Origin of the sequence: Bacillus sp. T17B1 (assembly GCF_026796395.1) — a bacterium.
Lineage (GTDB): Bacteria > Bacillota > Bacilli > Bacillales > Bacillaceae > Bacillus > Bacillus spizizenii_A.
On the sequence record NZ_JALAYA010000018.1, the window covers coordinates 17,326 to 37,963 of the forward strand.

The window sequence follows — 20,638 nt, forward strand, 5'->3', positions numbered from 1 at the left end:
CTTTCAACAATAAAAAAGCAGACGCCCTGTATTCCGTGCGCCTGCTTTTTTCCGTGTTATGCATGCACTGCAAGCCCGATCGTGCTTAACAGCGCCTCGTGCAATGTTTCCGACAGTGTCGGATGGGCGGCGATGAAGTGCTCCGCCATATCAGCCGTCATCTCGCCATTCATAATCGCCGCCGCTTGGCCGATGAGCTCGGTCACATCCGGACCAATCATCGAGACACCGACGATTTCACCGAATTCCGGTTCAGCCACGATTTTGACCTTACCTTCTGCTTGCTGTTTAATGAGCGCCTTGCCGTTTGCTGAAAAAGGAAATTCGCCAATCTTCACATCCCCGTATATGCTTCTTGCCTGTTGTTCTGTCATTCCGATACACGCAATCTCCGGTGATGTATAGATGCAGCGCGGTACATGTTTCTCATTGATTTTGACATCCCTTCCAGAAGCGTGAGAAGCAGCGATGATACCCTCATGGAAAGCCGCATGCGCCAGCTGAATGCCTCCAATTGCGTCACCGCACGCATAAATATGAGGCACGTTCGTCTGCATATGCCCGTTTACCCAAATGCCTTTTGGAGAAAAGTCAACTCCAGCCTGCTCCAGCTGTAATCCATCAAGACGGGGTTTTCTGCCGATCGCTACCAATACATAATCGGCCTTCGTTTTAAACACCCGCTGGCCGCTTTTCCAAATGGCTGTTTTGTCCGTTTGATCCACCCGCTCTAACCTGGAGGAAGTATGCACTTCAACACCGTCTTCCTCGAGCTTCTCCTGAAAGAGACGGGCAATATCTTCATCTTCAGCCGGGATCAGCTGGCCGGCTGTTTCGATGATGGTCACCTTCGATCCCAGTCTGGCAAACAACCCGGCATACTCACAGCCGATGACACCACCGCCGACAATGACAAGTGAAGACGGAATATCAGAAAGAGAAAGCGCGTCCTTGCTATCGATGATCCATTCGCCGTCATATGGGGCGAATGGCAGCTCGATCGGCTCTGATCCGGAGGCAATCAATACTTGGTCCGCCTCTCTGATTTCTTTTCCGTTTTCTCCTTCGATCAAGAGCTTTCTGTCAGAAAGAAAGGAAGCCTTCCCCTTCACAACCTGTATTTGATTTTTTTTCATTAAGTATTGAACACCTTGGACAAGCTGTCTGACAACCTGTTGTTTTCGGTTCTGCATTTTGCTCCAATCAACCGATATCGCACCTGCTGGTAGTTCGATTCCAAAGCGGTCGGCATGCTTGATTTTATCGAGAACGTTCGCGCTTTCTAACAAAGACTTCGTCGGGATGCAGCCTTCATTCAGGCAGGTTCCCCCAAGGTGGCCTTTGTCAATGAGCAGCACGTTTCTGCCCTGTTGTGCCGCGGAGACCGCAGCCGCATAGCCTGCAGGTCCGCCGCCAATAATGGCTAGTGTCATGTCGTTTCACCTGCTTTTTCTATAAAATTAATGCTGCGGGTTCTTCCAAATATGTTTTTATCGCATTCAAGAATGCAGCGGCAGGGGCGCCGTCACACGCTCTGTGATCAAATGTCAGGCTGAGCGGAAGAATCGTGCTTCTGACAATCTCCTCTCCTTGATACACCGGTGTTTCATAGCTTGCTCCGATGCCAAGAATGCCTGTTTCCGGCGGATTTAATATTGGCGTAAAATGCTCCACTCCAAAAGCGCCAAGGTTTGTAATGGAGAAGGTTGAGCCTTGCAGTTCTTCGCTACCCGCACGCCCCTCGCGTGCTTTTTTTGCATTTTCTGAGATGGATTGAGCCAGCTCAATCAGCGATTTCTTTTCAGCATGGCGGATCACAGGTACAACTAATCCATTTTCCAAGGCCACAGCCATTCCGAGGTGCACATGAGGATGTGTGATGATGCGCTCATCTTGATAATAGCTATTCAGCGCAGGATGAGCTTGCAGAGCGAGAACGGCAGCTCTTGAGACCAAATGAGTCATCGTCAGCTTTGTGCCGTACCTCTCTTCGGCTGTTGGAGAGAGCTGTTTTTGAAGGGCTGCCAGCTTGGTGATATCAGCCTTCATCGTAATCGTCAGCTGCGCGCTGTTTGCCAGGCTTTCCTGCATTCTGGCCGCGATGACTTTTCTCATGCCTGTCACCGGCGTTTCTTGTGCCTTCTGCTCAGAAACCGGCTCTGTCCGATCATTTTTCTGTCCAGCAAGCGCTTTTGTAACATCTTCCTTTACGATTCGCCCGCCTGGCCCACTGCCTTTCAGCTGTTTCAAGTCTAATCCCGCTTTTTCCGCTATTTTTTTGGCGACTGGAGAGATTTTGATTCGTTCTTTTTTAGAGGCTGCGGGTTTGTTTTCTTGTTTGACGGGCTGGACGGCTTGCGGCACACTGTCTTTAGCAGCAGGCGCGCTCGCCTCTTCCTGCACCGATTCATTGGCGTCCCCGATGTAGCAGATCGCTGTGCCGGGCGGAACCTCTTCTCCTTCTTTCACTTTGATATCGATTAGCGTTCCATTTTCGGGCGCCTCGATGTCCATTTCAATTTTCTCCGATTGAATGCTGGCAATGCTTTCTCCCTTTTCAACCGGGTCGCCCACTTTCTTATTCCATATCGATACTTCCCCTTGTTTCATGGCCATTCCCAATTTTGGCATCACTACTTTTACCGCCATTTGTGTCCCCCCTTTAATTCATTGCCGGCTCGCCAAGCAATTCAAGCGTGACGCTGACTATTTGATCTGGTGTCGGCAAATATTGATCTTCAAGCACTGGTGAAAACGGCACTGGTGTATGCGGCGCTGTAATTCGTTTAATCGGCGCATCAAGCAAATCAAAGCCCTTGTCGGCAACAATCGCAGCAATATCCGTGGCAATGCTGCAGCGCGGATTGGCTTCATCAATGATGATCAGCCTATTTGTTTTTTCCAACGATGTAAAAATCGCTTCCTCATCCAGAGGAGATAGACTGCGGGGGTCAAGCACCTCGGCTTCGATGCCTTTTTCTGAAAGCTGAGCAGCCGCTTCAAGTGCGGTATTGACCTGCTTACCGACCGCAAACAGCGTAATGTCGCTCCCTTCACGTTTGATGTCCGCCTTTCCAAGCGGGATTGTATAATAATCTTCCGGCACCTCGCCTTTCATGTTGTAGGACGTTTTGTCTTCAAAAAAGAACACCGGATCATTGTCTTCTATTGCCGCCAGCAGCAGGCCTTTGGCGTCATACGGGTTGGACGGAACCACCGTCTTCAAACCCGGGATGCTCGTGAAAAGGCCGTACAGCGCCTGTGAGTGCTGGGCAGCAGCCCGGAACCCCGCTCCGTATGTGGTGCGGACGGTAATCGGCACTTGCGCTTTTCCGCCGAACATATAGCGAAATTTCGCCCCTTGGTTGATCACCTGGTCAAAGCATGTGCCGATAAAATCATTAAACATCAGCTCGGCAATCGGTCTTAGTCCGGTTGATGCCGCAGCCATTGCCGCCCCCATATAGCCCGCCTCAGAAATCGGGGTGTCCAGCACTCTTGTACGCCCGAATTCCTGTACAAGCCCCTTTGTAACCCCTAATACGCCGCCCCAAGCTTCATCATCCTGCAAATGATCGACCGCCGCTCCCCCGGCGACATCCTCGCCGATCAAAAGCACATTCTCGTCTCTTCTCATCGCGAGCTTCATCGCTTCATTGATCGCGTCTGACATGCTTATGACTCTCGCCATCTCACATTCCCCCTTTTTCATATGACACGTAGACGTCTGTCAGCAGCTCTGATTCCTTTGGATATGGACTGTCTTCACTAAACGAAACAGCTTTTTCAATCGATTCGCTGACACGCTGTTCAATGTCTGACAGCTTATTAGCATCTGTTTCTTTTAACAGGTAGTTTTTAAAGCTTCGAATAGCATCCTTTCCTTCAAGGTGCTCAACTCTTTCATCCTTCGTTTTATAGGTCTGGGCATCTCCTTCGAAATGTCCGTAGTTTCTGTAGGTCATACATTCAATCAAAGACGGGCCTCCGCCGTTTCTTGCTCTTTCTATCGCTTCCTCGGCTGCCTGGTAAACTGCCAAAATATCTTTTCCGTCCACCGTGACCCCCGGCATGTTATAGGCAGCTGCCCGATCAGCGATTGAATCACAGGCTGACGCGTATTCAAATGGCGTGGCTTCCCCGTAGCCGTTGTTTTCGGCAACAAAAACGACAGGAAGGTTCCACACTGCCGCTAAGTTCAGCCCTTCATGGAAGGTGCCTTGGTTATTTGCTCCGTCTCCGAAAAAGCAAACGCTTACATTTTTAGTCTGTTTATATTTAGCGGTGAGCGCTGATCCACATGCGAGCGTAAATCCGCCCCCCACGATTCCATTTGCACCTAACATGCCTTTATTGAGATCGGCAATGTGCATAGAACCACCCTTGCCTTTACACAGTCCGGTCGCTTTCCCGAATATTTCCGCCATCATGCCATCCAGATCACAGCCTTTGGCGATACAATGGCCATGTCCCCTGTGCGTGCTTGTAATGCTGTCGCCATCATGTAAATGAGCGCACACTCCTACAGCCACAGCTTCCTCACCGGCATATAAATGGACGAATCCGGGAAGCACTCCTTGTGCAAACAACTCATGCACTTTGTCTTCAAATCCCCTGATTTCCAGCATCTTTTGGTACATCCACAGCGCTTTCTCCTCAGTTAATGACAAGTCTTCTCGTTTTAACAATTCCATTTTGTGTGCCTCCTTCTATTTAGGATTCACATTTATAAATGCAAGAAGTGTGCCAGTCTTTGGCGCCCGTAAAATCAGTCTTTTTTATTTTTACACTGGAGACAGTTTGAGACAGGTGTCTCATTTTGTCTCGATCTGATCCATTTGTCTCGTTTTATGGCATCAAAAAGACCGGGCATCACCCGGTCTTTGACAATGATCGACGTATTTATTTCCTCGGAAATCAACTGCCTAACTCCTCTGCATCGTTTGACTGAATGGCTGTTCCCGGAAGAAAATCAATTGAATATCTGACATAACCGAAACCGCCGTCCGCGTCCTTCTGCATACAGTCTATCGTGCTGTTTGAGTAGGTATATTTCGTTTCATTAAGTGTGTTTTTCTGACCGTTTCCGCCATCTTTGCGGCATCTGTTTTTGATAACCCGCTGGCGTCTAACTGAATCGTCATGCCCATCGGCGTGATTTCAGCAAGCTGTTTGTTCCATTTTGTATCTGACTTGAACTGGCCGTTCGATACTCCAAGCAACGTCAGCTTCTATAATTTGCGGAACCGCTTTTTTCAGATCTGCTTTGATTTCCTTCGATGCTTCTTCACTTACATGTCCTGCTATTGATTCGGTATACGCTTCTTCAATTCCATCGCACGTGACTTTCGGATGGAAAAATCCCTTTGTACACATTGGATAACGATGAGATTGGGTGTTTGCTTGGAACACATATTCAGAGGTTTTAGCGCTATATACTCCATCCGTGATCTTGATTTCTTTTTTGGGATAGGTTTGTTTCACATAAGAAATAAGCTTCTGCTCTGCGGCATTTTTCGTAAATGGATCACCAAACCATACATGATAGGTATATAAGCCGCATCCGAATACCGTAATGGCAAGCAAGCCAACCACAAGTTTTTTCCTATTCACACTCTTTCCTTGATATGTTGTGTTACAATTCTTGTTTATCTTCAACAGCCCGATTCAGCGCTTGCAGCATGTAGCCAATGCCTTTATACGATGACAGAGGCCAACTGATTCGTTGATGCTTGCCGATGACGGCGTTTAGCGCGCTTCGATATTTTTTTCCGCCAAGCATGACAAGCTCTTCGATATCAGATAAGCCCTTTTCATAAAATTGGCGGCGCAGCTCCTCCGCTGTCATGATTTCCGGATGACCGGCGCCAAAAGTCACATCGTAATTTTCCGATACGATATCATCAGGGCGAAGAAAGCCGTGCTTCGCAGACAAAATCACCCACTCATCGAAAAATGCTTTCGCATATTGCTCGCACGCCTGATGAAACGGGCTGAGATAAGCGTCCTCTGCTCTTACCGGCCCGGTATCGGGCTGGACGTCCCATATTTTTTTCTTGCCGCAGGGGATGATGCATAGTCGTTTCATTTTTCTCTCCCTATTTCTTTTTTATATAATACCCAAAATAACAAGTGCCCTGTTTAATTTCTCTTGGCACTTCGCAGGTCATAGAATCTGTTTTTCAGATCGCAGTTAGTTTCTCACAATAGAGACATTAGTTAAAGTTCATATTTATCTTTTCACAAACCAGATGTAAAATCTTCTTTGATCATTGAATACATATATAAATCTTCAAATGTACCACAAGTAAATTCATAATGTCTCAGCAAGCCCTCTCTGCTAAAACCTTGTTTTTCTATTAGTTTTATCGATGGGATATTAGAAGGTTCAATAAGAGCTTCAATTCTTTCCAGCTGCAAGTGGTTATATCCATATTTAACGACAGCCTCTAATGCTTCACTGACGATTCCTTTTCTCCAATGTTCTTTGCTTAATTCATACCCAACTTCAGCTCGATAATGTTTTGCAAGTCTATTAAGAAACCCACAACTTCCTATGACGATGCCAGAATCTTTAAGTGTGATTCCCCACCTAATTCCTGTACCTTTTTCATATATGGATTTATACCACCTAATCTCTTTAAGAACATCACTAGTCGTTTCAAAGGGTTCTAGCCCCATAGGCTTAACAACATCTTGATCTGAAAGATATGTTAGCATATCTTTGGCATCTTCAAAGTCTACTTCTCTTAAACATAATCTTTTTGTTTCTATTATAGGAAATACTTTCATCAAATTCCCCCTTCAATGTATCCGCACCATCTCCTATTATTACCATGTATTTTATCTTATCCTTTTAGATAAAAAAAGATAGCAAGGAAAATTGTCCCTGCTATCTTGATTCTTACTATTTATAATCCCTCTACTTCAACAGCTTCTCGGAGAATGTCTCTCCGAATATCGATATTCTTGTGATGAAAATTTGCAGGAAGAATTCGGTTCAATACCGCCTTCACACCAGTTTTGTTCCACTTTGCTGTTACCTTGAATTGTAACACTTTCTACCGTGGCTCCACCCCATCAAGATACTTTCTCTCAAATTCATCGAGCAATGCACGCACTTCATCTGTTGACTTTGTGTTCATGCATTGGTTTCTTAATTCACTTGCGCCTCGGAATCCACGGAGATAAATCTTGAAAAAGCGAGGAAGAGGCTTGTACGGACGGGCTTCTAATGTTGAATATTGATCATGAAGATCCAGGTGCAGCCTTAAGAGATCAAGCAATTCCTTGCTGCTATGCTCTTTTGGCTCCTTTTCAAAAGCAAATGGGTTTGTAAAAATACCGCGCCCAATCATAATCCCATCAACACCGTATTGTTCAGCAAGCTTTAAGCCAGTTTGGCGGTCAGGGATATCCCCGTTGATTGTCAACAGTGTATCTGGCGCAATCTCGTCACGAAGTTTCTTAATCTCAGGGATGAGTTCCCAATGCGCATCCACTTTACTCATTTCCGCTCTTGTACGCAGATGAATGGAAAGATTCGCAATGTCCTGTTTCAATATGTGTGTCAGCCAGTCACGCCATTCGTCCACATCTGTGTAACCGAGCCTTGTCTTTACACTTACAGGCAATCCCCCTGCTTTTGCAGCTTGTATTAATTCTGCGGCAACTTCAGGACGGCAAATAAGGCCGCTTCCCTTCCCATTGCCCGCTACATTTGGCACAGGACAGCCCATATTAATATCTAGACCTTTAAATCCTAGCTCCGCCATACCAATACTCATTTGGCGGAAGTTTTCAGGCTTATCTCCCCATATATGTGCAACCATTGGCTGTTCATCCTCCGTGAAAGTCAAACGGCCGCGTACGCTATCCTTTCCATCCGGATGACAGTAACTTTCTGAGTTTGTAAACTCCGTAAAGAACACATCGGGTCTGCCAGCTTCACTCACGACATGGCGGAACACGACATCCGTCACATCTTCCATTGGTGCCAGTACAAAAAATGGCCGTGGTAAATCACGCCAGAAATTATTTATCATAACGAATTCAAATCCTTTCATAATGGGATATTGCAAACCCTTTATCCCAAAAATTAAAAAGCTGACTATATTTCTTTTACACTTTTAGCATGCTTCAGCAGTTCTTATCAAACGATAGTAAATTTTGAACATGTAAATCTTTTTGCTAAAGGTGTTGGACTCACCACATACTTGTTTCCTGAGTCCCTACCCAAACAAATCGCAAGGAAAAGACCCGAAAATCGGAATTGTTTAGTTTACCGAGGTCCAGGTCTGATTAGGAATTGTTTATTTTAATGAGACGATTTCAATACAAGCTTCGCCACCGCTTCAACATGAGCTGTCTGCGGAAACATATCCACAGGCTGAATATAGTCCACGCGATAATCTTTCGACAGCGCCTGTAAATCCTTCGCAAGTGTGGATGGATTGCAGGAAACGTAGACAAAACGTTTCGGTTTGACTTTTTTGATCGTATCCAGGAACGTGCTGTCACAGCCGGTTCTTGGCGGGTCAACGATGACGACGTCTGGGCGGAAGCCTTCTTTCGTCCACTTAGGGAGCCAGTGCTCGGCTGTTCCTGTCACGTACGTGGCGTTTGTCATGCCGTGTTTTTTGGCGTTTTTCTTGGCGTCATCAATTGATTCCTTAATGACGTCCATGCCGCGGACTTCCTTCGCTCCGTCCGCTACCCACATGCCGATGGTGCCGACGCCGCAATACGCGTCAACGACTTTTTCTTTCCCGGTCAGCTGCGCCGCTTTTTTCACTTCATCATACAGCTTGACGGTTTGCTCCGGGTTGAGCTGGAAGAAAGCGCGGGCGCTTAATTCAAATGATACGTCGCCAAGCACCTCTTGGATCACGGTATGTCCGGCGAGTGGTTTTGATTTCTCACCGAAAATCACTGAGGTTTTCGCTCCATTTACATTTTGGATAATGGATTTGACCTCTGGCAGGCGCTTTTGGATCGCTTTGACGATTTCTTCCTTGTGCGGTAGCGTTTCTTTTGCTGTCACAAGCACGACCTGCACCTCTCCTGTTTCAAAGCCGACTCGCGTCACAATGGTGCGAACGTCGCCTTTTCGTTTCCGTTCATTATAAACAGATACATTGAAGTCCTCTAAAATGCGGCGGACGATGCCTGTTGTTTTGTTAGTGGCCGGATGCTGAACGATACAGTCTTTAATTGGCACGATGTCATGAGAATCAAGCCCGTATAAGCCCGCGATGATGCTGCCGCTTTGGGAACGCCCGATCTGGAATTGGCTTTTGTTGCGGTAATTCCACGGGTTGTCCATGCCGATCGTTTCTTTGATGTCCATGTTTTCTACTTTAAACTTCGTATGGCGTTCAAGAGACTGTATGACGATGTCACGTTTTTCCCGAAGCTGCTGGCTGTAAGCAAGGTGCTGAAGCTGACAGCCGCCGCACTGTTCGTATACAGGACAAGGCGGTGTCACGCGGTGCTCTGACGCCTTGCGGATCTTCTTAATGCGGCCCTCCGAAAACTTAGGCTGAACCTTTGTCGCCTGCACGACAACCTCTTCGCCGGGAAGCGCGCCTGGCACAAAGACGACTTTTTTCTTAAAATAGCCGACACCTTCTCCGTTAATGCCGAGACGCTTAATCGTCAAGGGAAAGGTTTGTCCGGCTTTCAGTTCGACGGGCGCCTGTTTTTTTTGTTGGTTCACGTTGTTCTCTCCGTTTCTATATGAAGCTTTCTGCAGATGACAGAAAGTGAAATGTTTTTTCACATCTTTCTAGTATAACACGTTTGCATGATTTCCTTCATTGTCAGACGAATTATTCTATACTCCTCCACAAATACAAAGATGCATAGCTTAAATAAGGCTCCCATTCCTTACTCATCGTCAGCATGACATCCTTTGCCGGCTTATCGTCCAGCTCAAAATGGCGTTTAATTGCATTTTGGAGGCCGATATCGGCAAGCGGAAATAAATTAGGGCGACCAAGTCCGAACATGAGGACGTTTTGTACGGTCCATGGGCCGATGCCTCTGATTTTGATTAGTTTCTTCATAATGTCTTCATCCGTCATATTCGGAAGCTCTGACAAGTCGAGTTTGCCTTCTGCGATCATCCTTGACGTATCAATGGCGTATTCCGCTTTTCTCATGCTGAATTGCAAATCGCGCAGGTCCTGATAATCGAGTTCCGCAATCGTTTCCGGCTTTGGATAGCACCACACGCCGTCCTTCTGTTCGCCAAATGCATGGACAAACCGTTCTGTTAGCGTGTAAGCGAAGGAAAGATTCAGCTGCTGGTGGATGATGCATTTCATGATGCAGTTGTACACGCTGTAGTCCAGGACAAGCGGCGTGCCTGCATGCGTTTCAAAAATAGCGGACAGACTCGTTTTCGAAAAATGATCGAGAACGTGCTGCAGATCATGTTCCCATTGAAAAATCCGCTTGATTTCCTTCATCATCCCGTCCTGATCCGTTTCTCCGCTGACAAGAAACTCAGGCTCATCCGCATGTCCTAACGCCTTTATCTTCACAATGCACACGTCTCCCGCTTGGTTTCTGATCGGCACGCGGATTTCCCGCGCTTCTTTATCTGCCGCATTAAGAGGGTCTAAAGACAGTCTGTCCAGCACGCGGTCAAAGTGGTACGGAGGCGTGACAGATACGTTTTCTTTCCACATGGCATCCACCCTATTTCCGTTTTGTGTCCAGTATAACACGCCGCTGGAAATAGGCAGAACAACGTATACTTTTCTCATAAAGGCCGCATGATATAATGGCAGGTGGAGGGTTGTTTATGATCAACATTACGGCAATTACAACAGAGCATCAGCTGCTGAAAAATATACCGATCGAACGAGTGAAACAGCCTGATATTACGTGGTACTGGGTTGATTTATACGGCCCGGAGGATACGGAAACGGCATTATTGAGAAATTTTTTTCATTTTCATCCGCTTGCCATTGAGGATTGCTTCCAGCATATGCAGCGGCCTAAGCTCGACCATTATGACGGGTATCACTTTTACGTGATTCATGCGCTGAATAAGGAAACACTTGAGACGGAGGAAGTCGATATTTTTCAAGGCGAACGATTTGTCGTCACCTTTCATTTACACGAGACACCCGGAATCGCCAAAGTCCGAGAGCGATTGTATGCTTCACCGGACATATTTAAAAAAGGGCCTGGGCATATCTCTTACATGATCATGGACCAGCTTGTTGATGAATATTTTCCTCTCGTGTACAAAATTGAAGACCGGCTGAACGAAATTGAAGAAAGCCGGCACCACAAAACGTACGGAACACTGATGAACGAGGTGTTTGATCTTAGGACAGACCTTTTGCATCTAAGACGGACCATTATTCCGATGCGTGATTTACTCTATCGGATTTTAAGCCTTGACCATGTGAAAGAGCAGCTGGAAACAAAGGCATACTTCAGCGATATTTACGATCATTTATTAAAGCTTTCAGAAATTGTGGAATCCAACCGTGACATGACGTCCGATTTGCGTGACAGCTACGTGACACTGAATTCAAACCGGATGAACGCGATTATGATGACATTGACCATCGTGTCTACAATTTTTATCCCGCTCACCTTTATTGCCGGCGTATACGGCATGAACTTCGACAACATGCCGGAGCTGCATTGGAAATACGGATATTTTGCTGTACTAGGACTGATGGCTGCGCTTGTGATCGGGATGCTAATATGGTTTTTACATAAAGGATGGTTCAAAATTTTTAAATGAGGACAGCGCGAAGCTGTTCTTTTTATATTGGCAAGCAGATTGCCATGCATAGGATGTTCATTTTGTTTATAATGGAAAAAATGTTCAGGGAGTGATCAGATTGAAAATTGCTGTTATCGGACTTGGCAATATGGGACAGCCCATTGCCCGAAATGTGCTTCAGGCAGGCTATGAATTGACTGTTTATAATCGGACAAAACAAAAGACCCAAGCATTTGTAACAGAAGGCGCACAGGCAGCTGACACGCCGCGACAAGCCGCAGAATCAGCTGATATTGTCATCACGATGCTTTCAGATGACGATTCTGTCAGCGACGTGACATTCGGAAAAGATGGGCTGATTGAAGGGTTAGCCAAGAACGGCATTCACATTTCGATGAGCACGATCAGTGTTGAGTTCTCCGAAAAGCTCGCAGCTGCTCATGCGGAGAAAGAACAATACTTCCTCGCCGCTCCTGTACTCGGAAGACCGGATGCCGCCGCTAAAGCCGCGCTCCGCATCATAACAGCCGGAGCGGCGGAAGCGAAGCAAACCGCCAAGCCACTGCTCGACAGCCTAAGCCAGCAGGTATTTGACGTCGGCGAAGACAGCAAGACGGCAAATGCGGCCAAAATCAGCATCAATTTCTTGCTCGTGTCCATGCTGGAGGCGTTATCTGAATCATTCTTAATGATGGAGAAGTATGGCTTAGAACAAAAACAATTTTTAGAAATCGCCAGCGCACTCTTTGGCTCTCCTGTCTACCAAAATTACGGTACCATCATGGCCGAGCAGAAATTTGAGCCGGCCGGTTTCAAAATGTCTTTAGGGCTGAAGGATACCAATCTGGCACTCGCCGCCGCAGAACAGGTCTCTGCACACCTCCCTCTTGCCGAGCTGGCCAAGGGCCATTTTGAAAGCGGAATTGAACAAGGCTTCGGAGACTTGGATTGGGCTGCGCTAATCAAATGTATAAAATAAATTGAGAGCCTCTCCGTTTAAGGAGAGGCTCTTCCCGTTACAAAGACGGAAGCTTCATTTCTTTCTCAAACATTAAATCATCAAGGCTTTTAAATGTGTAGCCTTGTTTTTTCAGATCTGTGATTGCATCATCCAATGCTTCGGCATTGTCCCTTGATACGGTGTGAAGCAGGTAAATGGCTCCTGGATGCGCCTGTTTGATCATATGATCATAGGCATATTTCTTCCCTTTTTGGTTGTTGATTTTCCAATCAACAAAAGCAACCGACCAGAAAACGGTTTGATAGCCTAAGCGTTTCGTTTCTTTCAGCACGTATTCACTGAATACGCCGCGGGGCGGACGCAGATACAGGTTGTCCTGCTCTCCTGTAATTTTATAGACCTCTTCGTTGACTGAATCAAGTTCGTCCTGAATTTGGTCAGCCGTTTTTGTGGTTAGGTCCGGATGGTGAAAGGAATGATTGCCGATAATATGGCCTTCATCTGACATTCGTTTAATCAGCTCGGGCTGATCCTTTACGAAATGACCTGTGACAAAAAATGTTCCGGTTACGCGATGTTTTTTTAAGACATCAAGCACTTTTGGCGTATAGCCATTTTCATAGCCGTTATCAAACGTCAAGTAAATCGTCTTTTCCTTTGTATGACCTAAATAAAACGCATCATATTTTTCAATTAACCGGTTCAGCTGCTTCCCGGCATCGGGCGGCTGATGGTTGACACTTCGTTTAAAGCCCCAATTGATCGGCTCATTCGCCACCGCTCCCGCCTGTGCTGCGCCCCCGGCAAGCAAGACGGCTGCACAGCATATTGAACACATCCATTTCATGGCCAGCGCTCCTTCTGCATTTTTTCTTATTTTACAGAAAGGCGCTTCGTTTTATACTGACGCTTTATGCCAAACAAAAAACCGCGGCGTGTGCGCGGTTTTATTCCCAGTCTTTTTTAAAGCGTTCATATTTGGCTTCAAGGTCATCAAGCATGCTGATGAGCCTATCTATATCTTCAACGTCGGTTGCTTCAGGGTCTAATGAATCGATGACGTTCATAAACATGTCAAGTCTGTTCTTTAAATAATCAATCTGCTGATCCTTATTGTTTACGGCGTTCCCCATTCTGTTCCTCCATTCATTTTTTACTATGGTAGCTCATTTTTTGCTGTTTTTCAATCACTGCGCTACTTGCGATCTTGACAAATCAGGTCTAAAATTAACTGGTGGCAGCGTTAGTATGCCCCATTTATAAAGGAGTTAGATAGTCATGACACAAAACACGAAGCTGCGTCCAATTACACCTGAGTTTGATCCTTGGGAAGCCTATATGGATGTTGACCAGTATGGAGACATGCAGCTGACAAACGTTGAATTCACAACGACGACACTGTGCAATATGAGATGCGAGCATTGTGCTGTAGGCTATACATTGCAGCCTAAAGACCCGAATGCTCTGCCAATAGATCTTCTATTAAAACGGTTGGAGGAAATCCCGCGCCTGAGATCCATCAGTATTACAGGCGGAGAGCCGATGCTTTCGTTAAAATCAGTAAAAGAATATGTCGTTCCGTTATTGAAATATGCCCACGAACGGGGTGTGCGGACGCAAATCAATTCCAACCTGACCCTTGATATTGATCGATACGAATGGATTATTCCGTATCTTGATGTCCTGCATATTTCTCATAACTGGGGTACAGTTGAGGATTTTGCGGAGATCGGCTTTGCGATGATGGACAGAAAACCGACATTCGAACAGCGCGCGCGTTATTTTGATAAAATGATCGAAAACAGCCGCACACTCGTGGATGCCGGGGTGATGGTATCTGCGGAAACGATGCTCAATAAACGCACACTTCCGCATATTGAGCATATTCACCGCCAAATCACAGAAGATATGAAATGTCAGCGTCACGAAGTCCATCCGATGTATCCGAGCGATTTCGCAAGCGCTCTTGAATCTCTCAGCCTGAAAGAAATGAGACAGGCCATTCACCGCTTGTTGGACATTCGTGATGAAAACACGTGGATGCTGTTCGGGACACTGCCGTTTTATGCCTGCAGTGCGGACGAAGAAGATCAAAAGCTGCTTCGCCGGCTTCGCGCGGCGAAAAACGTTACTGTGCGAAACGACCCTGACGGCCGTTCCCGGCTGAATGTGAACATTTTCGACGGGAACATCATCGTGACTGATTTCGGCGACACACCGCCGCTCGGCAATATTCAGACGGACAGCCTCCCTTCCGCCTATGAAAAATGGAGAGAGACGAAGCTTGCGAAAGAGCTGAATTGCCACTGCCCGAATGTTCGATGCCTCGGGCCGAATGTTCTCGTCAAAAATAGTTATTATCAAGATGTGGATTTTACAAAACGTCAAGCCAGGAGTTAGATGCGAATGGAAGAAACACTCACGGAGATTTTTCAGAATAAAATCGTCGATATTCTCCTCGTTGCTGTTATCCTTTGGATCGGCGTTTTTATCATTAACCGGCTAGTCCAGCTATTCTTTAAACGGACGGACTTTATTGAAGAAAGAAAAGAAAAAACAATCGAAAGCCTTATCCGTTCTGTCACCCAGTACACAGCGACGATTGGTTTTATCTTTTACGTGATATCTTTATTTGTGCATGATTTTGGCAAAATATTAGCTGGGGCTGGAGTAGCTGGTATCGTCATCGGTTTTGGCGCCCAATCGCTGATCAAGGACGTGCTGGCGGGTGTGTTCTTAATTTATGAACGACAGCTGCACAAAGGCGATTATGTCACCGTCAACAATTTGTTTAACGGGACTGTGGAGGAAATCGGCCTTCGCTCGCTGCAAATCCGGGAATGGAGCGGGAAGCTGCTCACCATCAGCAACGGTGAGGTCAGACAGATAGAGAACTATAATATCGATTTTATGAGGATTACCGAATCCTTTCTCATCAGCTTTAAAGAAGATCCGGACCGCGTGTACAACGTATTGGAAGAAGCATGTGACATGCTGAATGAAGAGCTTCAGGATTCATTGAAGCGAGATGAATTCGGTAATCCAACAGAACCGTTTCAAATCCACGGGATCACCGCGTTGAATAAAATCAATCGCGGCGTCGAATTCACGGTAAAAGGCATGGTGAAAGATGATGATTATTTCAGCGCCAGCCTTGCAGTAAGACGGGTTCTCGTTCGCCAGCTGTACCAAAACAATGTGCAAATGCTTGAGGAAGCGGTCAGAATTGAGAGAACGCAATAAATAAAAAACTGATTCCAAGTTGGAATCAGTTTTTTGTTTATCTTGGCTGCGAGGAAAGCTGAAAGCTAAACGTGACGTGGTCTTGAACCGGAATCCAAGCGCCGATTCCCTGTGAGGTGACATTTTTTACGACAAGTTTTCGTTTATTCCCTTTCAGGACTAAGTATACTTCTCCGTAAGTCACTTTTCCTTTTTCATTCACAGCCGGTGCATATGCATGAAGATAACCGAGTTTTTTAGGAGCGACTTTATAAATTTGATCCCGCTTTGTACCCGCTCCGACAACCGTATCAAATGCAAGCGGAAGGTTCGTTTTCTTCATCGCCTTCAGCATCATCATGCTTTTGACATCTTCAGCATTTGGAACCTTAGCTGTCAGTCCGCCCTTCACTTTGTATTGCTGTTCCTGGGCATAATGCATTTCAGCCGTTTCTTTTCCGCCACGGTTATCTGCACGGTTTGTGTTGATTTTTTTATATTCCCAGTTCGCGACTGTTTCATTTGAGTCATAGCCAAGCGCCCATTTCCCGAGAAATATCGTCGCCCGGTAGCCGACTGCGAGCGGTGTACCGGATATGTTGGACTCATTCAGCATTTTGATAAGGTGCGGGTTTTCAATCTTCACCTCAGAATGATCAAGCAATTCCTTTGCCAGCTTGCTCGGCTGAAGCATCGGCTGATCCTGAGAAGCATTCGGGTATGTGTTTTCCTTTGAAATGCTAGCGACAGAATTAGGAACCTTAAACTGCTTTTTCGCGTGGATGGGCTGAACACCGAAAAAACTAAAGAATAACAGCACAATAAGTGTGGAATGAAATAGCTTTTTCATCATATCACTCTTTCTATGGCATTTTCCCTTAGTCTTTTCATCCCGGTTTGTTGTTATCCATCATTTTTTTAGATTATAGAAGGAAAAAGCCGATCGCCATAATGACATATGCGGCAAGCAATGTCGCCCCTTCAAACCAGTTGGAATCCCCGTCATTTGAAATGGCGATCATCAAGAGAACCGAGGATACCATCGCAACGAGCTCCGGCAGTGTAAAGACTAGCGGCATGCTTACCGGGAAAAAGATAGAACAGATCACAAGAACCGGTGCGACAAACATAGCAATCTGCAGCGTCGAGCCGACTGCGATTTCAACTGCAATATCCATTTTATTTTTATAGGCCATAATGATGGCTGACGCATGCTCCGCGGCATTACCGACAATCGCGACGATGATAACCCCGATAAACAGCTCGCTCCAGCCGAACTGTTCAGCCACCGAATGGAATGTGTGCACTAGGTTTTCGGAAATGTATGCCACGGCAATCGTTGCCGCAAACAAAACAATCGTAGCAACCTTGCCTGACCATTCCGGCTCCTCTTCTTCCACATGCTGGGTAGCATTGTTCGGCTGATAAACACCGCGGTGTGTAACGAGTTTAAAGTACAGAGCAGCCACATACAACAGAATTAAAATAACGCTGATGCCGATGCTTAAATTAAGCTTGCTCACGTCACCCATACCAACTGAGAATACCTCCGGAATCACGAAAGCGACAATGATGGCAAAAATCAAAAGCCCGGAATTATGGCGTGCATCATGGATATTAAACTCCTGCCGTTTATATTTTAAACCACCGACAAAAAACGATAAGCCTGCCACCAGCAGCAGGTTCCCCAGCACTGAACCGGTTAAAGAAGCAAGCACGATTCCAGTTAACCCTTCCTTTAATGCAAAAATAGAAATGATCAGCTCAACCGCATTTCCGAAGGTGGCATTCAACAAACCGCCGATCCGCGGTCCTGCAATAATGGCCAGCGATTCTGTCGCTCTACCCATGTAGCTTGCCAGTGCGATAATCGTTACGCAATATACTGCAAAGAGAATGGCAGAAGGCCAATGCATGAAACTGCCGATTACAGAAAGCGGAATTCCCGCCGCTACTAAAATAAAAAAGATACGACTCATGGTGAAATGCTCCTTTTATATGACTTGTTTTATTTTTATTCTTCACAAAAATCATCATGATTACACGAGTTCAAATGATTACTTGTGATATAGGCTTTTTTTATGTTGCCCGCTTTTGGAAATCATTGTACGATCAACTTAGCTTCCACATAAGGAGAAAAATACGATGTCACGATTTCATTTCTTTATCCTTGTTTTGCTCGTTTCCATTTCCGGGTTTTCACAAGGCATGCTGCTGCCTGTCATCTCAATTATTTTTGAAACAAATGGGGAATCGGCCGCCATCAATGGCCTGCACGCGACCGGATTGTATATCGGCGTGCTTTTGGCTTCGCCGTTTATGGAAGCGCCGCTCAGAAAGCTCGGATTCAAGCCGCTAATCGTCATTGGCGGAAGCATTGTCATTTTAAGCTTGTTCGGATTTATTTGGCTTCATTCGGTTTGGATCTGGTTCCTGCTTCGCCTGTTTATCGGAATCGGCGACCACATGCTACACTTTTCTACGCAAACGTGGGTGACTTCCATGTCATCGAAACAAAATCGCGGAAGAAACCTGTCAATTTATGGGCTTTCCTTCGGCCTTGGCTTTGCCGCGGGCCCGTTCATGGTTCCGCTTGTCAAGCTGAGCCCGGCGCTGCCTTTTATCGTGTCCGGCTGCTTCAGTCTGTTTGCGTGGCTTTTTGTTTTCTTTCTACAAAATGCATACCCGGAAACCAGTCCTCAAGAAACCAAATCAGACAATAGTTTCAGGCGGTTTTATCAAGCCATGGTGTTTGGATGGGTTGCTTTTATGCCTACATTTGGCTATGGCTTTCTGGAGACGGCGCTAAACGGAAGCTTTCCGGTGTATGCGCTCCGTTTGGGGATATCTGTAGACGCAGTGGCACTGATCCTTCCCGCATTTGCGATTGGAAGCATTATCTTTCAGTTTCCGCTCGGCATCCTCAGTGATAAATACGGGCGGCGGAATGTGCTGCTTGTGATTTTGCTGACAGGGGCGCTCTGCTTTCTCATCGCCGGCGTGTTTCCTTTGCCTTACGTAATCGGCTGCTGTTTTTTTATTGCGGGAATGGCAGTCGGATCAACCTTTACCCTTGGCATCAGCTATATGACAGACCTGCTTCCGCCCCACCTGCTGCCTGCGGGGAACCTGCTTTGCGGCATTACATTCAGTCTCGGCAGCATCCTCGGTCCAATTGCCGGCGGCTGGTATATGCAGACATTTGATAGCGCAAACTTGTTTTATTTCATTACCCTCACGCTAAGTGGTGTGTGGCTGGCCCTTATGCTGGGCAAACCAAAAAGCTGGTCACCAGCCGAAACCTATTCTTCATCTTCTTAATCCAAACAGCCTCCTGACATGATGTCAGGAGGCTGTTGTGCTAATGATAGCCGTTTTGTCCGTTGGCGCTTCCGCTTGTTTTATGGCTCGATTTGCTTTTCGAATTTTGTTTGTTATGGCTTCCGCCTTTTTTTGTATGCTTGCTCATCACGATAGCCCCCCGACTTCTTTTTGAACCGAAGTTCCCTTATAGGGTGCGCTAATGATAGGGATTTTCATCAGGAAGCTTTTTACGTTTATGTAAAAGAGCGTTGATTTCTCCCCCTAGAATAATTAAAATGCCGCTCAGGTAAAACCAAATCATCAGGACAATGATTCCCCCGATGCTTCCATATGTGGCGCTATAGTTGGCAAACGTGCTGACGTAAAATGAAAATAAGGTGCTGACAACGATCCAGCCGATGGTCGCAAACACCGCACCCGGCATGACAAACCGAAGGGACAGTTTTTTGTTCGGCGCAATCACATACAGGGCGGAAAAAACGATTAGCAGCACAAGCGGGCTGACACCCCAGCGAATTGCGGCCCATATAGATAAAAATAGATCCGATGCGCCGACAAAATCTGACGCGAGCATTCCAAGCTCCCGGCCGAATACCGGCAGTAGCAAGGCCACTAAAATCGTAAATACCATGGCGATCGTCAGAAAAATTGAGGTTAGACGAACAATGATGAAAGAGCGGTTTTCCTCCACTTCATACGCGTGGTTTAATGATCGGACGATGGCGTTCATTCCATTAGACGCAGACCATAAAGCCGCGATAATCCCGAATGACAGCAAACCGCCATTTCGATTATTTAAGGTTTGATGTGTAATGGATTCAACGAGAGACATCGCACTGTCGGGAGCATATTGTCTTACAACTCCCAGAACATCATTAGTAGAAATAGGCAGATACGCGGTGAGGTTCAGCATAAAAATCAAAAACGGAAACAATGACAAAAGAAAGAAATACGCCAGCTCCGCTGATTTGCTTTGCCCTTCATGAAGGGTGTATCTGCTGAAAAGCTCTTTCAAAAAATTCATGTCGTCTCACCTCGCATGTTTGATCATTGCTTTGAAAAATGCTCTTTCGTTTCTTGTACGAGCTCCATCACTTGCGGAGTTGTTTTCTTCAGCTCTTTCACCTGCTGATTCACAAAGCCGACTTCATCTGAAAGCGTTTGGGCCAGTTTCTTGGCCTCATCCACTTTTGTGATGACGGTGTTTTTCAACAGCTCTGGATTGCTTTTGTACAATGAAAGTTTATGCTTGCATGTCAGCCATCTCATGCCGCATGCCTGTCTTGTCGGCTTATGGAGCAGTGATAACGCCGCACCTGCCGCAGCTCCGAGAAATATCCCTTTCAACATCAAACGTTCGTTGTTCATACAAATTCTCC

20 protein-coding genes and 1 pseudogene are annotated in these 20,638 nt (G+C 46.2%); 5 read left to right on the forward strand and 16 right to left on the reverse strand.

All coding sequences use genetic code 11. The features are described 5' to 3' along the window. Positions 1–56: 56 nt before the first annotated feature. The 10 genes and pseudogenes from acoL to MOF34_RS09475 form a co-directional block, all read right to left on the reverse strand. On the reverse strand, positions 57–1,433 hold the full coding sequence (acoL, locus tag MOF34_RS09430; RefSeq protein WP_268399974.1) for an acetoin dehydrogenase complex dihydrolipoyl dehydrogenase: 1,377 nt from the start codon (positions 1,431–1,433) through the stop codon (positions 57–59). Between the two features lie 19 nt (positions 1,434–1,452). Beyond that, on the reverse strand, positions 1,453–2,649 hold the full coding sequence (locus MOF34_RS09435; RefSeq protein WP_268399976.1) for a dihydrolipoamide acetyltransferase family protein: 1,197 nt from the start codon (positions 2,647–2,649) through the stop codon (positions 1,453–1,455). 13 nt (positions 2,650–2,662) lie between these two features. Continuing rightward, positions 2,663–3,691 (reverse strand): acetoin:2,6-dichlorophenolindophenol oxidoreductase subunit beta, encoded by a 1,029-nt coding sequence (gene acoB / locus MOF34_RS09440; RefSeq protein WP_268399977.1) that lies wholly within the window; start codon positions 3,689–3,691, stop codon positions 2,663–2,665. 1 nt (position 3,692) lies between these two features. Next, positions 3,693–4,694, reverse strand: a complete 1,002-nt coding sequence (gene acoA, locus MOF34_RS09445; RefSeq protein WP_268399978.1) for an acetoin:2,6-dichlorophenolindophenol oxidoreductase subunit alpha — start codon at positions 4,692–4,694, stop codon at positions 3,693–3,695. A 223-nt stretch (positions 4,695–4,917) separates the two neighbouring features. Next, positions 4,918–5,613: pseudogene (locus MOF34_RS09450) on the reverse strand (hypothetical protein). Between the two features lie 22 nt (positions 5,614–5,635). Next, on the reverse strand, positions 5,636–6,088 hold the full coding sequence (locus MOF34_RS09455) for a DUF6884 domain-containing protein (RefSeq protein WP_268399979.1): 453 nt from the start codon (positions 6,086–6,088) through the stop codon (positions 5,636–5,638). A gap of 152 nt (positions 6,089–6,240) precedes the next feature. Then, entirely contained in the window at positions 6,241–6,792 is a 552-nt protein-coding gene (locus MOF34_RS09460; protein ID WP_268399980.1) for a GNAT family N-acetyltransferase, read from the reverse strand. Positions 6,793–7,061: 269 nt separating this feature from the next. Further along, the gene (locus MOF34_RS09465; RefSeq protein WP_029317005.1) at positions 7,062–8,045 is read right to left on the reverse strand and encodes a tRNA dihydrouridine synthase; all 984 of its coding nucleotides are present in this window, start codon (positions 8,043–8,045) and stop codon (positions 7,062–7,064) included. Between the two features lie 272 nt (positions 8,046–8,317). Further along, positions 8,318–9,718 (reverse strand): 23S rRNA (uracil(1939)-C(5))-methyltransferase RlmD, encoded by a 1,401-nt coding sequence (gene rlmD / locus MOF34_RS09470; RefSeq protein ID WP_268399981.1) that lies wholly within the window; start codon positions 9,716–9,718, stop codon positions 8,318–8,320. A gap of 112 nt (positions 9,719–9,830) precedes the next feature. Continuing rightward, on the reverse strand, positions 9,831–10,694 hold the full coding sequence (locus MOF34_RS09475; protein WP_268400006.1) for a DNA-3-methyladenine glycosylase family protein: 864 nt from the start codon (positions 10,692–10,694) through the stop codon (positions 9,831–9,833). Positions 10,695–10,810: 116 nt separating this feature from the next. On the opposite strand from MOF34_RS09475, the gene corA reads away from it, so the two are divergent. After that, positions 10,811–11,770, forward strand: coding sequence for a magnesium/cobalt transporter CorA (gene corA / locus MOF34_RS09480; RefSeq protein WP_268399982.1), 960 nt, complete (start codon positions 10,811–10,813; stop codon positions 11,768–11,770). Between the two features lie 100 nt (positions 11,771–11,870). Then, positions 11,871–12,731 carry an NAD(P)-dependent oxidoreductase gene (locus MOF34_RS09485; protein WP_268399983.1) on the forward strand — a complete coding sequence of 287 codons (861 nt, stop codon included), beginning with the start codon at positions 11,871–11,873 and terminating at the stop codon, positions 12,729–12,731. A 37-nt stretch (positions 12,732–12,768) separates the two neighbouring features. On the opposite strand, the gene pdaA is transcribed toward MOF34_RS09485, so the two are convergent. Then, the gene (pdaA, locus tag MOF34_RS09490; protein ID WP_019713628.1) at positions 12,769–13,560 is read right to left on the reverse strand and encodes a delta-lactam-biosynthetic de-N-acetylase; all 792 of its coding nucleotides are present in this window, start codon (positions 13,558–13,560) and stop codon (positions 12,769–12,771) included. A gap of 100 nt (positions 13,561–13,660) precedes the next feature. Continuing rightward, a complete protein-coding gene (locus MOF34_RS09495) occupies positions 13,661–13,846 on the reverse strand; it encodes an SE1561 family protein (RefSeq protein WP_003223132.1) in 186 nt (61 codons plus the stop codon). A 145-nt stretch (positions 13,847–13,991) separates the two neighbouring features. Here MOF34_RS09495 and yfkAB point away from each other — a divergent pair, with 145 nt between their 5' ends. Both yfkAB and mscC read left to right on the forward strand, forming a co-directional pair. Continuing rightward, complete coding sequence (gene yfkAB, locus MOF34_RS09500; RefSeq protein ID WP_019713627.1) at positions 13,992–15,113, forward strand: radical SAM/CxCxxxxC motif protein YfkAB; 1,122 nt, start codon at positions 13,992–13,994, stop codon at positions 15,111–15,113. After that, complete coding sequence (mscC, locus tag MOF34_RS09505; protein ID WP_080010250.1) at positions 15,114–15,956, forward strand: mechanosensitive ion channel protein MscC; 843 nt, start codon at positions 15,114–15,116, stop codon at positions 15,954–15,956. A 37-nt stretch (positions 15,957–15,993) separates the two neighbouring features. Here mscC and MOF34_RS09510 read toward each other — a convergent pair whose 3' ends face one another. Continuing rightward, the gene (locus tag MOF34_RS09510; RefSeq protein WP_080010249.1) at positions 15,994–16,788 is read right to left on the reverse strand and encodes a YfkD famly protein; all 795 of its coding nucleotides are present in this window, start codon (positions 16,786–16,788) and stop codon (positions 15,994–15,996) included. Positions 16,789–16,858: 70 nt separating this feature from the next. Continuing rightward, complete coding sequence (gene cax / locus MOF34_RS09515) at positions 16,859–17,914, reverse strand: calcium/proton exchanger (RefSeq protein WP_019713624.1); 1,056 nt, start codon at positions 17,912–17,914, stop codon at positions 16,859–16,861. A gap of 166 nt (positions 17,915–18,080) precedes the next feature. Here cax and MOF34_RS09520 point away from each other — a divergent pair, with 166 nt between their 5' ends. Further along, the gene (locus tag MOF34_RS09520; RefSeq protein ID WP_019713623.1) at positions 18,081–19,256 is read left to right on the forward strand and encodes an MFS transporter; all 1,176 of its coding nucleotides are present in this window, start codon (positions 18,081–18,083) and stop codon (positions 19,254–19,256) included. A 199-nt stretch (positions 19,257–19,455) separates the two neighbouring features. Here MOF34_RS09520 and MOF34_RS09525 read toward each other — a convergent pair whose 3' ends face one another. Both MOF34_RS09525 and MOF34_RS09530 read right to left on the reverse strand, forming a co-directional pair. After that, a complete protein-coding gene (locus MOF34_RS09525; RefSeq protein WP_019713621.1) occupies positions 19,456–20,283 on the reverse strand; it encodes a YihY family inner membrane protein in 828 nt (275 codons plus the stop codon). A gap of 23 nt (positions 20,284–20,306) precedes the next feature. Beyond that, positions 20,307–20,627 (reverse strand): hypothetical protein, encoded by a 321-nt coding sequence (locus MOF34_RS09530; protein ID WP_019713620.1) that lies wholly within the window; start codon positions 20,625–20,627, stop codon positions 20,307–20,309. Between the last annotated feature and the right edge of the window lie 11 nt (positions 20,628–20,638).

Coding starts and splice junctions, on each gene's coding strand:
- cax (WP_019713624.1), bottom strand. CDS start 17,914: ATGAGTCGTATCTTTTTTATTTTAGTAGCGGCGGGAATTCCGCTTTCT.
- pdaA (WP_019713628.1), bottom strand. CDS start 13,560: ATGAAATGGATGTGTTCAATATGCTGTGCAGCCGTCTTGCTTGCCGGG.
- acoB (WP_268399977.1), bottom strand. CDS start 3,691: ATGGCGAGAGTCATAAGCATGTCAGACGCGATCAATGAAGCGATGAAG.
- MOF34_RS09530 (WP_019713620.1), bottom strand. CDS start 20,627: ATGAACAACGAACGTTTGATGTTGAAAGGGATATTTCTCGGAGCTGCG.
- acoA (WP_268399978.1), bottom strand. CDS start 4,694: ATGGAATTGTTAAAACGAGAAGACTTGTCATTAACTGAGGAGAAAGCG.
- MOF34_RS09455 (WP_268399979.1), bottom strand. CDS start 6,088: ATGAAACGACTATGCATCATCCCCTGCGGCAAGAAAAAAATATGGGAC.
- MOF34_RS09495 (WP_003223132.1), bottom strand. CDS start 13,846: ATGGGGAACGCCGTAAACAATAAGGATCAGCAGATTGATTATTTAAAG.
- MOF34_RS09435 (WP_268399976.1), bottom strand. CDS start 2,649: ATGGCGGTAAAAGTAGTGATGCCAAAATTGGGAATGGCCATGAAACAA.
- acoL (WP_268399974.1), bottom strand. CDS start 1,433: ATGACACTAGCCATTATTGGCGGCGGACCTGCAGGCTATGCGGCTGCG.
- MOF34_RS09520 (WP_019713623.1), top strand. CDS start 18,081: ATGTCACGATTTCATTTCTTTATCCTTGTTTTGCTCGTTTCCATTTCC.
- MOF34_RS09525 (WP_019713621.1), bottom strand. CDS start 20,283: ATGAATTTTTTGAAAGAGCTTTTCAGCAGATACACCCTTCATGAAGGG.
- mscC (WP_080010250.1), top strand. CDS start 15,114: ATGCGAATGGAAGAAACACTCACGGAGATTTTTCAGAATAAAATCGTC.
- MOF34_RS09475 (WP_268400006.1), bottom strand. CDS start 10,694: ATGTGGAAAGAAAACGTATCTGTCACGCCTCCGTACCACTTTGACCGC.
- corA (WP_268399982.1), top strand. CDS start 10,811: ATGATCAACATTACGGCAATTACAACAGAGCATCAGCTGCTGAAAAAT.
- MOF34_RS09465 (WP_029317005.1), bottom strand. CDS start 8,045: ATGATAAATAATTTCTGGCGTGATTTACCACGGCCATTTTTTGTACTG.
- MOF34_RS09510 (WP_080010249.1), bottom strand. CDS start 16,788: ATGATGAAAAAGCTATTTCATTCCACACTTATTGTGCTGTTATTCTTT.
- yfkAB (WP_019713627.1), top strand. CDS start 13,992: ATGACACAAAACACGAAGCTGCGTCCAATTACACCTGAGTTTGATCCT.
- MOF34_RS09460 (WP_268399980.1), bottom strand. CDS start 6,792: ATGAAAGTATTTCCTATAATAGAAACAAAAAGATTATGTTTAAGAGAA.